Raw genomic sequence first — 15588 nt, forward strand, 5'->3', positions numbered from 1 at the left:
AAAGCAATATTGTCTAATATTCGCTCACCAATTAGTGTGCTAAATAATCAATCATTAACAACTTTCTTTTGAAATTCATAATTACCAACTCTTTTCACCGCAGGCAAGTCATTGTTTGATATTTTTTTGAGTTTGTCCAAATAAGTAAATCAACGTTCTCTTTCCCCAATCTGGTTCAGAAATGTTGGCAGGTTCCTGCCCTAATTGATAATGATGAGTTCGCACTAGCCAAACAGGTTGTCGCCTGGACGTTGCATTGTAAAGCCTTAATTGATATTTTCCAGGTTCAAACTTATTTTGCTTAAACTTAAGATGCCCTGGTGTCACATTATAAGAGACAGATTTATCAATGTTGGTTAATATCGCACTTGCTCGGCTGCCTGGGGCCTTTAAAAAGGAAAAATAATTATTTTGACTTTTGACCCACATATTTTGTGTCACATACTCCCCCGGTTCCAGCCAGACAACTTTGGCATGATACTGATCTGATAATTGGCTGCGTTGGGCAACTGTTATCACGGGTAGCCCCTGAATTTGTTTTTTATTCAAAACTAGATAATTACCGCCAACAAAAATAATGACCGCGATCAGAGACAATACTCGTAGTACAAGCCATCTCTTTGTCTTTACAAATGTAAATGACTGAACAGAGGAACTTAAATCCAAACCGATCACCGTGACTAACAACGGAAAAATAACTTGTCCATATCTCTCTTCAGCTTCCCAAAAAAGCATATGCGCCGTCAAATAACCATTGATCACCAATAGCAAAAATATGATGAGCCCTGCAGTTTGATGTTTTTTAAATTCATTGACTAAGGCTAATAAAGCTTGCGAATAAAGGAAAATAAAAGAACAGCGCAACATTATATCTGCGGTAGCACTCCACCAGCGTTGATGTTTTTGAAACCAGGATGGCGACTGCACAAAACCACCAGTATAAGCTTGATTGTAATAATTTACTTTTAATAAGATCCCCATCTTAGTGACCCATAACTTGTTAAGATCAAAAAATCCTAACTTTTTAACCCTCTGTTTAATGACCTTTTTCGCTGCCGTTTGTCTTTTTTTTAAGTTTTTAATTTTTAATGTCCGTTTAGTATCTTGTACACTGTACATCCCATAACTCTTAGCATTAAGCCCCATTTCGACCCAATGCAGAGTTGGCAATTCATATGACTGATGATAGTGATAATCAACAGAAGCATTGACTAATTTACCGGCGGGAAATGCTAAACCAATTGCTAAAATTATGGTAACTAATGGTGCTAAAATCTTTTTTAAGGACAATCTTTGAAAAAAGTAAAGCAGTATGGTTGTGATCAGAGCTGCAATCGCAAAGATCAAAAAATTAGGCTTAATTATTTGTGCCAGCAAACAAGCCCCAAATAGCGGAAACAGTAACAACTTACCTTGCTTGCTTTTATCTAAACTGTTTTTTCTTTCCTGCCATTTCAATAAAATCAAAACCGTCACAGCACAAGCTAAAAAAATAGGGGTATCTGTATAAAAAACCTGGATATTATACGTATAACTGTATGGACTTAGTAAGAAAAAAATAGCGGCCATCGCCGATAATTTAAGATCACCCTTAATTTCTTTCAAAATAGCTAAAATGGTGACGATCATTCCGTCAAAAATAAGTAATTTTAAAACACTCAATGCGACATTAGGACTAAGCCCTAAAAAATTAGTGAACTTAAACCACTGACCTAAAAAAACCACGATCGGTACATTATTGGGGTTCCGCAAAAAATAGGTACTCGTCCAATCAATATCACCAGTACTGATCTGTTCAGCTTGTTGCACAGTCCTGAATGCATCATGATAAACCGTTGCCGGCATTGCGATCAGGACGTAAAGTTGGACAAGGATCATAATTGCAAATGAAAAAAGGATTGCTTTTTTTAACTGACTGACCGTGAGTCCATTGATACATGAATAAACCATTTTAAATAGAAGCGGACCAATAATAATTAATGGCAGTAATACCAATGAATTTAGCGGTGATGAAGCGTTATATATATTTGCCCAAGTACCAATGCTCAAATATATGAGAGCCAATATTATCAAACAACGTTTAATTATCAATAAAACTTTATTATTATAGCTTTGCTTCATTTATTCTCACCAATTCTTTATAGTTAATTTTTAGTGGTTAGTATGCTCTTTATCCTCTAACAAAACTGTTTTCTTGGGATATAAACTTTATTGTTTTGTCCCACGACTCTACTCATTTTCTGTTATAAATCTTTAACCATACTTTCCGCAAATCATTCTGCTTATTGTATTAAAAACATTATTTTCTTAAGAAAATTGAGAAAATAATTGATTATTAAACATCAAAGACAAAAAAATAGAGTGATATTACTCACTCTAAAATTACCTATTTGCAAAAACAAAACTCAAAGATTTTAATATATTTTGACCCTAGTCTTTGATTGCAGCAACTTCTTCTAAGAACCACTTATTAAATGCTGCTGCGTCAATATCAACACAAACTTTAGCATTTGTTTTACCATCGTGGTATGCTCCACGAATGTCACCCACAGTTTCTCCCATCGCTGGGCCCTCTGTTTGCACATCTACCCACATTTCTTCCGTTGTCATGGCTTCTGGATGGAGAAGATAGAAGATGGTATTAACATCATGCATCGGATGACCATTCTCGTCACCGTCATTGTAATGAGTAACTAACGCCTGCAACATTTTCCCCGTTCTACCCATCGTTCCTAACTTATCCATCGTTGCGGGAGTTAACAGCGCCTTCAAGGTCACATCTAATCCGACCATCACGATCGGGATCCCTGAATCGTACATAATTTTTGCCGCATGCGGATCGGTAAAAACATTAAATTCCGCAGCACTGGTCATATTCCCTTTTGCTAAAGTCCCGCCCATCGCAATAATTTCTTTAATACGATCCTTAACTTCGGGATATTCGGTAAATAGCAACGCAATATTAGTATAAGAACCAGTCGGTACCAAAGTGATCGGTTCATCACTTGCCATAATTTCGTCTCTTAAAGCTTCAACCGCAGATTTCTGAATTGGTTTACCATAATCAGTACCGAAATCATACCCCGGCATACCTGATTCCCCATGGATCCTGGCAGCATCTTCGAAAGGCTTGATCAAAGGTTGCTTAGCCCCTGCGGCAACAGGGATCTCCTGGTCTTTACCAAAAAAATGCACGATTTTTAAAGCGTTTGCAGTTGTTTTATCAACTGTAACATTACCGGCAACAGCAGTAACCAACTTCAAGTTGATCTGTGGATCATTGATCGCCATCGTAAGTGCTGCTGCATCATCGATCCCCGGGTCTGTATCCATAATAATATTAATTGCCATTGATATTCCTCCTTGTATGACTGCTAAAACTATTCATAATTAAGTGTATTTATTTAGCACTGAAAGATTATTTGCTACTCAAGCCCATTATCTTAACAATTTTTGCTAAACTTGTTTGCTTTAAATAAAATACTGAAATTTTTTAAAGTAGCGGTGCAAATTAAATATAATAGTTTTATAGCAACATGTAAAGCGTTTTACCAAAATCTCATTTTCACTCATACAGATATTTTTGCCATATTTTGACAAGGTCCTTTGCTAAAAACTCACCTATTTGTTTTTTGGCAAAAATTTTTCCGTATCGTCCCATTGATCAACGGCATCTGAAACTCCATTTGGGTTTTGCGGATCATGCCATGCGAAATCTTCGTACCATAAACTTCTTTTGGCCTGATCCAACTTAGCGATTTCTGCTTGGTCTTCCTGGGTTAATTCAAAATTACCGACCTGACTATTTTCTATGATACGTTTTTCGTGCACTGATTTAGGGATCGTGATCACACCTTGCTGAATATCCCACTGCAAAATAACCTGTGCAGGTGTCTTATGGTATTTGTCAGCTAATCTCTGAATCGTTGGTTCATTTAATGATTCACCACCACCTAAAGGCGACCATGCTTCTAGCTGGATACCTTGCAACTGCATTAACTGCCGAATATCTTTTTCTTGATTCAACGGATTAAACTCTAGTTGGTTCACAGCTGGTGTCACATCACAGTGGGCCATCAAGTCCTGTAACCTTTCAGTATCAAAGTTAGAAACGCCGATCGCCCTGATTTTTCCTTGATGGTACAATTCTTCCAATGCGCGCCAGGTGTCCAAGTAACGTCCATCTACTGGCCAATGGATCAGATAAAGATCCAAGTAATCAAGCTGTAACTGGTTCATTGTGTCCTTGAAGCCCTCCAAAGTAGCTTGATAACCAACATCACCGTTGAACACCTTAGATGTTACAAAAAGATCCTTACGGTTTAATCCTGTTTTGAGCAGGCCCTGCTTTATCCCTGCGCCAACACCCGGCTGATTACCATACTGCTTAGCCGTATCTATTAGGCGATATCCTTTCTCAATTGCTGTAAAAACTGAATTGGCCGCATTTGAATTATTGGTCTTCCAAACACCTAAACCAAAAACCGGCATCTTGACGCCATTATTTAATTCTGTAGTTTTAGCTAAAACATTTTCACTCATCATTACCACTCCTTGATCCATTAAGTACTTCTTACTTTGACTAACAACAAACGTCTTTCAAAAACTCAGGAGTAACGACCCCCCTTACTATTAAATAGATAAAGTAATTTACACGTTTAGTTTCTGGCACTTAAAGATAATTGTCAAATAATGTCGATCATCTCTACAACTATAACTAAACAGCAAGGAACTTTTGTCTTTTGCACCAACAACTATTACAATGTGAATAATACAATTGATCAACCGAGGAAAAATTATGCTCAAATCTAAAAACATTACCGCAGATCTGACCCTGATCCAAACAAAGCGTTTGTCCACTGAAGAAACTACTCAACTCAAACAACAATATGGTCTTACGCAAGAAGTGATCAACTACGTTATTGATCGCGATGAAGTACCAAATTATGTCTATGATGAAGACAGCAGTGATGAACTCTTCATCGTTCAAATACCACATGCTTTGCATAAAGGACAATTAAGATATATCACTCAACCAGTAGGTTTTTTATTACACGACAGCCTTATCTTCACTTTTAATCCAAGTGGCGAAGAAAACTTTGAAAAAATCATCCATAAGCACAGCGAAAAAGCTTACCAAACTCGCAATGAGTTTATTTTCGCTGCCCTATTCGAGTTAATGGATAGCTTCATGCCTATCATGCATAATCTAACTAAAGAACGCAATCGTTTGGATAAAGTACTTAATAAAGAAATCAAGAATAAAGAATTGATCAAATTTTCGCATTTACAACAAACTCTCTCTTATTTTTCAAGTGCCAGTGCATTAAATTTAACAATGTTTCATAAATTACCGCATACGCACTTCTTTACGCCCAGTTATACCGGTGAACAAAGTGCAAAAAAAGACATGTTAGAAGACGTCGTGATCGAAAGCGAACAGGTCTCGCGAATGATCGAAACTGAATTAGCGGTCGTTGGCCGGATCGGCGATACTTTTAACACCATTGCCAACAATAACCTGAACGATACGATGAAAGTCTTGACCGTCTGGTCGCTTGCTTTGACTATTCCCACGATCCTGACCGGATTTTATGGCATGAATGTTGGTCTGCCGGGCGCCCATACATCATACGCATGGATCATGGTCCTGATTTTTTCAGTGATCATCGCCCTCCTTTTGTTATTTATACTACGGATTGGACACAAACTTTAAGGAAGACATTATGGAACTCAAAATTACAGTTTTTAAGAAACCAACAACTCAACATTATCAACTATTGTTAGCGGCTGATCCTTCTAAAGAACTAATAGATTCATACTTGAATCGTTCTTTTTGTTACCAAGCAACTGCGCAAGGTCAGCTTGTCGGCATCATAATATTACTACCAACACATCCAGAGACACTGGAAATTGTTAACATCGCAGTTGACCCCAAAATAAGGAATCAGGGAATTGGACAGCAATTGTTAACATTCGCAGAAAAGACTGCTCGAAACAAAAAATTCAAATGTTTAGAGATTGGGACTGGTTCAACTAGTTTTGCACAACTATACTTATACCAAAAGCGCGGCTTCCGCATTGTTGGTATTGACCAAGACTTCTTTTCCATTCATTACAACAAAGAGATAATTGAAAATAAGCTAGTTTTAAAAGACATGCTGCGTCTAAAAAAGTTACTTTAGTTATAAACCTTATCCTAAAAAAGTACCGTGACCGAAATCTCAGGTTTAAGGTGCTTTTTTGAATGAAAAAAGATAAGTTTTTAGTTTTTGTGAAACATGTGACAAATCGTAATTATCCCAACAAATATTTTTCCTTTAAGCGTATAATGTAACGTGTAGTTAGTGTTGTCAATAGCACAACAATACTAATATTTCAAATAACTTATTCCATTATGCTATTATGAATTAAAATGATAAGTTATTGTTAGGTCAGAAAAACATTAAGGAGATAATGATTTTGATTACTCTAAAATCTAAACGAGAAATAGAAGGCATGCAACATTCAGGTGCTATTTTGGCAGGAGCGCATTTAATGTTACGTGATAAATTACATGTGGGTATGGATACTTGGGAAATCGAACAATCAGTAGATCAATATATTCAAGATCATGACGCCATTGCTTCAGAAAAAGGAGCCGATGGATATAAATACGCAACTTGTATCAGTATTAACGATGAAGTTGCCCACGCTACACCCCGCAAGGGATTAAAACTCAAGAATCATGATGTGGTTAAAGTTGACTTCTGTGTCAGTTGGCACGGCTATCAAAGTGATTCTGCCTGGACCTATGTCGTTGGTGATTCAACTCCCGAAATTGATAAATTATTAGCGGTGACGCATAAAGCTTTATACCTTGGAATAGAACAAGCACAAGTCGGCAATCGAGTGGGCGATATTGGGCATGCGATCGAGGAATATGTCGAGACCAAACATCACATGGGAGACGTAAGAGAGCTTATTGGCCATGGTATTGGACCGTCTGTCCATGAAGCCCCAGATATTTATCATTATGGCATGCCTCATCAAGGATTACGTTTAAAAGCTGGAATGGTGATCACGATCGAACCAATGGTCAATGCTGGTGGTTCATGGGAAATCGACACAAAAATAGTGCCAGAAACTGGTTGGGAATATTATCTTTCAGGTGACCGCAGTCTTTCAGCCCAATTTGAGCATACATTAGCAATTACAAATGACGGCCCAAAGATTTTAACGTCCCAAGACCCGATTGGAGATAAAAAGTACTTACTCTAAAAAGTGAGCGGAGCATGACGACTAAAGAGTGAGCATTAACAGATTTCTACACCATATTGCGCTTTAAGCAGTATAGTGTGGAAATTAGTTAAGCGGAACTCTTTGCCATGAGGAGTTATCCTAAAAATAACAAAGTTTAATTAAAATAAAGCCCATACGAGGAGGGTAGACAATGGTTTTAAAATATAAAAAAGTCGCATTTGAGATCTCAAGACACATTGCAGACGGAAAATACACGGATAAATTACCCAGTGAAGCAGAATTAGTTGAAAAATATAACACCAGTCGAAATACGATTAGAAATGCGATGGACGCACTATTTGAACAGGGCTTGATCAAGCGTGTTCAAGGTAGTGGATATTTTGTTAACGTGCCTTTGCACAGCGATGGTTATTTTATGAACATTGCAGGTAAAAACGGACTCGGCAGTTTGGGAAAAAGAACTATCATTAAATCAAAGGTTAATGCTTTAAAAGTTATCCCCGCAGGAAAAGAAATTGCTGCACATTTAGATTGTGATCCTGATGATCAAGTTTATTATGTTAGCAGGTTACGCTTCTCAAATAAAGACTTGGTCAGTCTGGAACATGCCTATTATTTAAAACAACAAGTTCCTTATCTTAATAAAGAAATATGTGAAGATTCAATTTTCAGTTTCATCGTGGAAAATTATGATATTGAGGTTACCAATGCCGACGAATATGTGAGTGTATACAGTCTAGGTGAAAATGAAGCGCAAGAAAGTAAGCAACCAGTTGGTACTCCAACTTTAAAGATCGAAGAAATAAATTGTACCAAAAATGAGCATCCTTTCAATTACTCTAATTCTTTTTACTTTCAAAAGGGAATGACTGTTTACATGCACATTAACAATTCTTTGTCTTAAAAAAACGTTTATTGCTTAAAAAAACCAATAACAAGTTTTTAACCGCTTTCTTTAATTTAGTAACGATAATTGATATATACCATTGTATACAGTTTCATAAATAAAATTAGATTTTCGTGTTTTTTAACTTGATTTTATGTAAAAACTGAAGTAACCTTATCGTTGTATGTTACCCAAAATGCAATTGTATTCATGTTTACATTCTCCAAATGAGACATGTTACGTAATCTGTCAAAAAAAAGATTGAAGCCCACTTTATAACGGGTTTCTTTTTTATGGAAATATTTTTAAAAGAGTACTTGATATTTATCACGAAAAACATGTAAGATAAGGAAGTAACTGATACATGGAAGGATCAGAGAGCTGGTAAGGGCTGAAAACTAGCAAAAATGGCAGTAAACAACAATGGAATGGTAGCACAACCTTTATCAGTGCGTTAAAGCAATTATTTCCTTATACAAATTAAGACATCTTGCTGAAGGGCGGTCAATAAACCGTAAATCTTGGGTGGAACAGCGTTTAGACGCCCCTTGTACTATTACGATAGTATGGGGGATGTCTTTTAATGCGCTTTCATTTTCGCTTTGACATAAATTTTTAGAATTTTCAAATACGAGGAGGAACATTAATGAAGCAACCTCAGAAATCACAAAAACTGTCGCGTTCTTTACAAAACAAACATATTCAAATGATTGCTATTGGGGGGGCGATCGGCACTGGCTTGTTCTTAGGATCAGGAAGTGCGATTCATTCATCAGGCCCAGCAATCATCTTATCTTACATAATAGTCGGACTATTTTGTTTTTTTATGATGCGAGCAGTCGGCGAACTATTACTATCCGACTTGTCTCAACGTTCAATTTTGGATTTCATTAAAATTTATTTGGGAGATCGTTTAGAATTCGTAGTTGGTTGGCTTTATTGGTTTTGTTGGATCAGCTTGGCAATGGCTGATTTAACTGCAAGTGGAATCTACATCAAGTATTGGTTTCCAGCTTTTCCACAATGGGCCACGCCGCTAATAATTTTATTGTGTCTATATCTGGTAAATCACGTAAATGTCCGTCTCTTTGGTGATCTTGAATCATGGTTCTCTCTAGTTAAAGTTTTGGCAATCATAATACTGATTGCTGTAGGCTTTTTCTTAGCTATTTTCAAATTTAATATCGATGGAAATTCTGCTGGTTTTGAAAATCTATGGACTCACGGTGGTTTCTTTGCTACCGGAGGTTATGGCTTTTTAATGTCCTTCCAAATGATCGTTTTTGCTTTTGTAGGTATCGAAATGGTTGGTTTGACTGCAGGTGAAACTGAAGACCCTGAAAAAAATTTACCCACTGCTATTAATAGCCTGCCCATTAGGATCGGCCTTTTTTATGTCGGTTCAATGATTGCAATCATGAGTATTTATCCTTGGGATAAGATTTCAACATCCACCAGCCCATTTGTCCAAGTTTTTGCTTCCATCGGAATTCCTGGAGCTGCTGGTATTTTAAACTTTGTTGTTTTGACTGCTGCTCTTTCAGCGACAAACAGCTGTTTATTTAGCACAAGTCGAACTTTACACTCTCTCAGCGATAGCGGCAGTGCTCCTAAAAAGTTAGCCCGTGTAAACCAAAACGGTGTCCCTTATGCTTCGTTAAATTTTTCAACCGTATTTTTATTGCTAGTAGTATTATTAAACTATTTGATCCCAGATAATGTGTTTGAATTGATTTCCAGCGTATCAACAATCAGTTTTGTTTTAGTCTGGTTAATTCTCGTCTATTGTCATTTAAAGTACCGCAAAACAAATCCTGTAGGAAGTCAAATTTTCAGAATGCCAGGCTACCCATGGACTGATTATCTGACCCTACTCTTTTTCGGTGGTTTTTTGATTTTCTTACTCTTTGATAAAACTACTAGGATCCCACTATTATTTGCACTTCTAGTATCCGTAGCTCTATTCTTAAGCTATAAACCGCTATATACGCAGAAATAATTGGATCTGCTTAAATATGCAGCAAATGTTTCACGTGAAACATTTGTTGCATATTTTTAATAAAAATTGATGGTTTTAGTAGCTAAAAAAAAAAAAGAGAACACACTATTTTTATTGATTTTATCCAAACAATTAGATTGAGTACTCCCACACAATTTTGCTATAATAAAGACGAATCAACAAGATGATTATTTCATCTTAAATATAATGATTCTCAGGGAGGGATCAAAATGTTAAGACTAGTTGGTCTACTTCTTTTCCTTTTAATTGTTTTGGCTCTGGCCTCGAATGTCACCGATGACTTATACGGTTATTCGAAATCCAAGCGCAAAAACAATTTGTCTTTTTCAGATTGGCGCAAAGAAAACATCTACAACGACATTTTCTTGCCAAAAAAATAATTTTCTGTCACGCAAAATATTTAAGGAGAGAATGACATATGGATAATCCTCGAAGTATTAAGGAATGACTGGTGCGCTTGTTAATTACAAACGAACTAGTCATTCCTTTTTTTGCCTATTTTCCGATCGGGACTACCACGGGACTATGCGTAATTGGGTCTTCAACGATTACTGAGTTTAATCCAAAAACTTCTTTAATCAAATCTTTTTTTACCACTTTTCCGGTATCCCCCTCCTCGATCAACATGCCGTCTTTCAAGGCAAAAAGTCGGTCAGCATAACGAGCAGCCAAGTTGATATCGTGCAAGATAACAACAATAGTCTTACCGAAACGTTTATTTAAATCGGACAGCAGATCCAAAATTTCAACTTGATAAGTCATGTCTAAAAATGTTGTCGGTTCATCTAAAAAGATAATATCCGTTTGTTGTGCTAATGCAAGAGCAATCCAAACTCGTTGCTTTTGACCACCAGACAACCCACTAACATCTCTCTTTGCTAAATCTGTAATGCCAACCATTTCCATTGCTTCTAAAACCGCGTCTTCATCTTGCTTATTGAATCTGCTAAAAACAAAATGATGAGGAAAACGACCTTGACTGACAAGATCGATCACTTTTAAGCCCACAGGCGCACTAGACTGTTGCGGCAGTACTGCAAGGATCTGCGCCACTTGTTTAGCTGAATACTTTTTCAACTGCTTGCCATCCAACCTGACTTGCCCTGAAGTCGGGATAAGAAATCCGGCCAAAACTCTCAGTAAAGTCGACTTTCCACAACCGTTAGAACCGATCAAAACACTAATTTTCCCAGCTGGTATACGTAAGGAAACATTATTTAGTATATTTCTTTCTGAATAACCGGCATTAATATTTTCACAGTAAAATTCATGCTCACTCATCATATCCACCCCGTTTACTAATTACCATCAATTGCCAAATTAGATAAGGCGCACCTATCAGTCCAGTTACAACACCAACTGGAAAACGGTACGGAAAAGGAAGTTGGGCTAGCATTACACTATCCAAGCTACCGTTCAACCAACGTAACGTTTCAGGCAGATCTCTTTGGTCACCAGTCACTGTCAGATACGAAATTATTGCGTTATAAAAGGCTTGTAATCCGATACCAACTACAATGATCTGTGTAGCAACCACCCTTTTATGCCCAGATAAACCAAATAAAATAATGACGGTCAATAATCCTGCGCATACTGCCGCAAGTGAGCGTGTCATCTGACCAGCATGAAAAACAAGAATGCAGATCACCACAGCACAACTTGAACCAGAACTGATCCCCAAAATATCAGGATTAGCCAACGGGTTCCGTAACATAGTTTGAAAAATATACCCAGCTATCCCAAAAGAAAAGCCAGCTAAAACTGCAGCAATCATCCTAGGTAATCTTAAGGTTAAAATGGTAAAAGAAGCGCCAGGAACAAACCTACCCAAAATAACTTGGCTAACCTCTGAAATTGAATATATCGTTCTCCCATATAAAAGCGAGAAAACTATTAGCCCCAGCAACACTACACCTAATATACCCACTGAAAGAAAACGACGGATCTTACGACGTTGTGACCCAACAAACTTCTTTGAACTAGAATTATTTTCATCCATCATTGGGCTTGCACCTTCATTCTTCTTGCTAAGTAGACCAACAAAGGAGCGCCTACTAACGCTGTTATGATTCCAACACTAATTTCATTAGAATCACTGACTAACCGGCCGATTACATCAGCGATCGTTAAAAATAACGCTCCAGTCAGAGAAGATAAAGGAATTACTTTTCTTAAATCAGATCCAACGATCAATTTCGTCATATGTGTAGATAACAAACCAATAAAAGCAATCGGTCCGGCTAAAGCAGTTGCAGTTGCACATAAGATAATACCGGCTATACAAGCACAAACGTTAATCAACACGGCATTGACTCCTAAGTTTCTTGCAAGTTCATCACCAAGCATCAACGCATTCAATCCAGGTGCACAACACATCGCCAATATAAAACCTGCAATAAATATTGGAACAAAGATCATTGTTCCCTGACTTGTTGCCGAACCTAAACTTCCGACTTGACAAAAACGAAATTGGTCCAGGGAATCTTGCTTAACTAAAATCACAGTCGTAACTAAAGAAGAAAACATAATACTGACCGCTGTACCAGAAAGGATCAGCGTTAACGGATCAACTTTACGTTCCAAAAAAACGATTCCAAAAACAATAGTTACAGCTGCTAAGGCTCCGATAAAAGCTAGTCCAATATATTGCCAGGCTGAGCTGATTTTAAAAAATGCCAGACCGCAAACCACAAAGAAAGAGGCTCCTGTATTAATTCCTAAGATGCTTGGGTCAGCCAAGGGGTTACGAGTGACCCCCTGCATTAAAGCTCCAGAGATACCTAAAGCTACCCCACATAAAATTGCAAAAAAAGTCCGGATTATCCTTTTCTGAACAATGCTTTCCACAAGAGGGTCGCTTACTTTCTGCATAAGCAAAATAGAAGAAACATCGTGTGCAGAAATATCTTTAACACCACAGAAAACTGAAGCAAAACCTGCAAAAATCAATAACACAAACAAAGATGAGATCAGCTTCCATTTAATGCGACTATGCGATTTCACGTGATCAACTGCTGTCATTGAACTTTGCCGGCTGCCTTTCCTAATAATCTAAGATACTCATCTAAGGTATAACTGATCGATAATGGCGTTGGCGTTCCAGCAGCAACAATAGGTGAATCACTACCAATAAAAGCAACTGAGCCCCGTTTAATAGCTGGGACCTGACCTAAAACTGGATCATTTTTTAAAGTCTGATATAACTTTTTATCTCCATAGCCAACGATAATATCTGTATCATTTAAAACAGATTCTTTTTCGGAACTGAAATCTTTTGAATAACTATTTTTACTCTTTATTTCCCGGGTTATATTCTCGGGATAATTTAAGCCAAATTCTTTTAACAAGGCCGGTCGCGGGTCTGCAGAGGTGTAAATCTGGAACTTAGAAAGATCCTTGGCTGAAAAATTGACCCATGTGACTGTATTTCCTTTTAACTGGGGATACTTTTTGACTCTGGTATTTATTTTTTGCTCTGTTTGTTTGATCAGTTTGTCTCCCTGTTTTTCCATCCCCATTCCCTTAGAATCAAGATGAATTTGTTCTTTCCATGAAGTTGTCCATGCTGACTTGGGATAAGCTACCACTGGTGCGATCTTTGATAATGTTTTATATTCCTCTTTAGTAATTCCTGAGTAGGCAGCTAAGATAACATCTGGTTTAGAATCAGCAATAGCTTCAAAATCAAGTCCATCTGTGTCTTTGTAAACATTCGGATTTTTTTCATCAAGCTGATCCAATTTCTTCTTAGTCCATGGTAAAAGTCCGCTATTGTCTTTAACACCAAAATTGGCCGCTGAGAATCCAACCGGCACAACACCTAATGCCAAAGAAACGTCTTGGTTCCCCCACTGAATCGTTGCAATTCTCTTAGGTTTCTGTTTAATAACTGTAGTACCAAATTTATTCTTTATTTTCAGTGGATATTTACCTGAATTATTCATACTTTTCGTTGCAGTTAAAACTTTGTGCAAAGTTACTTTAGTGTGTAAAAAAAGCAGCTTTTTGTTAGTTTTGTTGTCGGACTGTTTAAAAAAGGACAGACTTCACCCTTTCCCTAAGAAAAACATTTTTTATTTTGTGAGTTCACAGCGGATATATTTTTAGATTTTGAATCTTGAACAGTGTCTGCCAAAATAATTTATCGAACACATTGGTCTGAGATAAATGGACCCAGACTTGACGCGCATGGTGCGTGACCTTAGCTGCCACATGGAGTAATTTAAAACGGATCGTCCCGACCTGAGCGTGTTTAAGCTTTGTTGGTAAAACTAAGTTCTTCATGGCTTGCAGTATATTATAAGCGACCCCAGCTACCAGCATCCGGAACTCATTGGCCTCAAAACTAGAACTGTCCGTTTTATCAAAGTGAAAGCCACGTTTAACTTCTTTGATCAAGTCTTCCATGGAACCGCGTTGGTGATAGAGGGCAAAGACTTGTGGACCGCTTAATTCTTCCAAGTTGGTCACGATAAACTCATGGTCAAACAGAAAGTTGCCCGCCGGCCGCGTTGATTTAATAATCACACGATAAGGTCGTGACCAACTTTGAGGACAATAGTCTCGCAGGACATGCCATTGGACTTCAGCTTCGGTGAAGTCCTGGTCACCCACTTGGATCAGGTGCTCAGCCCGACTTTGGAGCTGGTAGTTCGCTTTTAAACGAATCACGAACTTAGCCTGCTTTTTATCACACGCATGGTAGATCCCTGGAGCTGCGAAACCAGAATCTCCCCGCACTAAGACATCCAGGGAAGATCCGTCATAGGCCCGTAAGCTCCGTAATAAAAATTTAGTCGCACCTTGGGAAGTATAGCGATTGCCGGGGCGTAATTGAGCATTCAACAAGCAGCCCGATAAAGCATCAAAGGCTAGTAAAGGATGATAACCGTTGGTCTGGTAGTGACCGTTATAAGCACTCTTTTCTTGGTCACCAAACGTATCGGCATGTGTCGAATCTAGATCAAGGATCAGCTGATGTTGATTTAGCTGCCCAAGAACAAAGTGAGCTACCGAGCCGAGCAATGATTTGACTGAAAAGAGCCCAGACGCTGAAATGTGATTGATAAAGCGTGAAAGTGTCGGCTGGGAAGCGACCGCTTGAGACAAGACCAGCTTAAAATCAACGGCGTGTGACAAGGTATTAGCCGACTGATCTTGGCAGTATCCTGCCAGCAATTGCAACAGCAACTGCTTAAATAAATTGTTCAAGGGAAAGGTACAATATTTACGGTCATCTTTAAAATGCAAGTTATCTTCTAAGAGCTGGTCAAAGTGAATTTGGTGCAGAAATTCAGCAATTAATAAAGTTCCGGCATCGTTCGCTAACTCACCACCGTCATTAGAAATGTTGATCTGGTCATTGAATAAAAGTTTTTCATGATGTAAAGTTGACATAAGGAGCACTCCTGTTCTTTGTGGTTTTCATCGACTTTACAAT

At 37.9% G+C, this 15588-nt stretch carries 13 protein-coding genes; 5 read left to right on the plus strand and 8 right to left on the minus strand.

Annotated features, from left to right (window positions below):
- Window positions 1–108 precede the first annotated feature (108 nt).
- The 3 genes from BQ5903_RS11765 to BQ5903_RS11775 form a co-directional block, all read right to left on the minus strand.
- The gene (locus BQ5903_RS11765; RefSeq protein WP_231920872.1) at window positions 109–1950 is read right to left on the minus strand and encodes a glycosyltransferase family protein; all 1842 of its coding nucleotides are present in this window, start codon (window positions 1948–1950) and stop codon (window positions 109–111) included.
- A 480-nt stretch (window positions 1951–2430) separates the two neighbouring features.
- Window positions 2431–3351, minus strand: a complete 921-nt coding sequence (gene rihC / locus BQ5903_RS11770; RefSeq protein ID WP_079579618.1) for a ribonucleoside hydrolase RihC — start codon at window positions 3349–3351, stop codon at window positions 2431–2433.
- Between the two features lie 270 nt (window positions 3352–3621).
- Window positions 3622–4542: an aldo/keto reductase gene (locus tag BQ5903_RS11775; RefSeq protein ID WP_079579619.1), complete on the minus strand. Its 921-nt coding sequence runs from the start codon at window positions 4540–4542 to the stop codon at window positions 3622–3624.
- Between the two features lie 256 nt (window positions 4543–4798).
- On the opposite strand from BQ5903_RS11775, the gene BQ5903_RS11780 reads away from it, so the two are divergent.
- The 5 genes from BQ5903_RS11780 (at window position 4799) to BQ5903_RS11800 (ending at window position 10127) form a co-directional block, all read left to right on the plus strand.
- The gene (locus BQ5903_RS11780; RefSeq protein ID WP_079579620.1) at window positions 4799–5716 is read left to right on the plus strand and encodes a magnesium transporter CorA family protein; all 918 of its coding nucleotides are present in this window, start codon (window positions 4799–4801) and stop codon (window positions 5714–5716) included.
- Between the two features lie 10 nt (window positions 5717–5726).
- Window positions 5727–6185, plus strand: a complete 459-nt coding sequence (locus BQ5903_RS11785; protein WP_079579621.1) for a GNAT family N-acetyltransferase — start codon at window positions 5727–5729, stop codon at window positions 6183–6185.
- 277 nt (window positions 6186–6462) lie between these two features.
- A complete protein-coding gene (map, locus tag BQ5903_RS11790) occupies window positions 6463–7260 on the plus strand; it encodes a type I methionyl aminopeptidase (protein ID WP_079579622.1) in 798 nt (265 codons plus the stop codon).
- 172 nt (window positions 7261–7432) lie between these two features.
- Window positions 7433–8146 (plus strand): GntR family transcriptional regulator, encoded by a 714-nt coding sequence (locus BQ5903_RS11795; protein WP_079579623.1) that lies wholly within the window; start codon window positions 7433–7435, stop codon window positions 8144–8146.
- A 628-nt stretch (window positions 8147–8774) separates the two neighbouring features.
- A complete protein-coding gene (locus BQ5903_RS11800; RefSeq protein WP_010495771.1) occupies window positions 8775–10127 on the plus strand; it encodes an amino acid permease in 1353 nt (450 codons plus the stop codon).
- A gap of 516 nt (window positions 10128–10643) precedes the next feature.
- On the opposite strand, the gene BQ5903_RS11805 is transcribed toward BQ5903_RS11800, so the two are convergent.
- The 5 genes from BQ5903_RS11805 to BQ5903_RS11825 form a co-directional block, all read right to left on the minus strand.
- Window positions 10644–11429 (minus strand): ABC transporter ATP-binding protein, encoded by a 786-nt coding sequence (locus BQ5903_RS11805; protein ID WP_172823853.1) that lies wholly within the window; start codon window positions 11427–11429, stop codon window positions 10644–10646.
- Window positions 11422–12150 carry a FecCD family ABC transporter permease gene (locus tag BQ5903_RS11810; protein WP_010495767.1) on the minus strand — a complete coding sequence of 243 codons (729 nt, stop codon included), beginning with the start codon at window positions 12148–12150 and terminating at the stop codon, window positions 11422–11424. Before BQ5903_RS11810 ends, BQ5903_RS11805 begins: the two co-directional genes overlap by 8 nt.
- Complete coding sequence (locus tag BQ5903_RS11815) at window positions 12147–13169, minus strand: FecCD family ABC transporter permease (protein WP_079579624.1); 1023 nt, start codon at window positions 13167–13169, stop codon at window positions 12147–12149. The genes BQ5903_RS11810 and BQ5903_RS11815 overlap by 4 nt, the downstream gene beginning before the upstream one ends.
- Window positions 13166–14092: an iron-siderophore ABC transporter substrate-binding protein gene (locus BQ5903_RS11820; RefSeq protein ID WP_231920873.1), complete on the minus strand. Its 927-nt coding sequence runs from the start codon at window positions 14090–14092 to the stop codon at window positions 13166–13168. The genes BQ5903_RS11815 and BQ5903_RS11820 overlap by 4 nt, the downstream gene beginning before the upstream one ends.
- Window positions 14093–14234: 142 nt before the next feature.
- Window positions 14235–15545 carry an IS1380 family transposase gene (locus BQ5903_RS11825; protein WP_079578404.1) on the minus strand — a complete coding sequence of 437 codons (1311 nt, stop codon included), beginning with the start codon at window positions 15543–15545 and terminating at the stop codon, window positions 14235–14237.
- Window positions 15546–15588: the final 43 nt, after the last annotated feature.

The organism is Ligilactobacillus acidipiscis (assembly GCF_900116935.1).
Lineage (GTDB): Bacteria > Bacillota > Bacilli > Lactobacillales > Lactobacillaceae > Ligilactobacillus > Ligilactobacillus acidipiscis.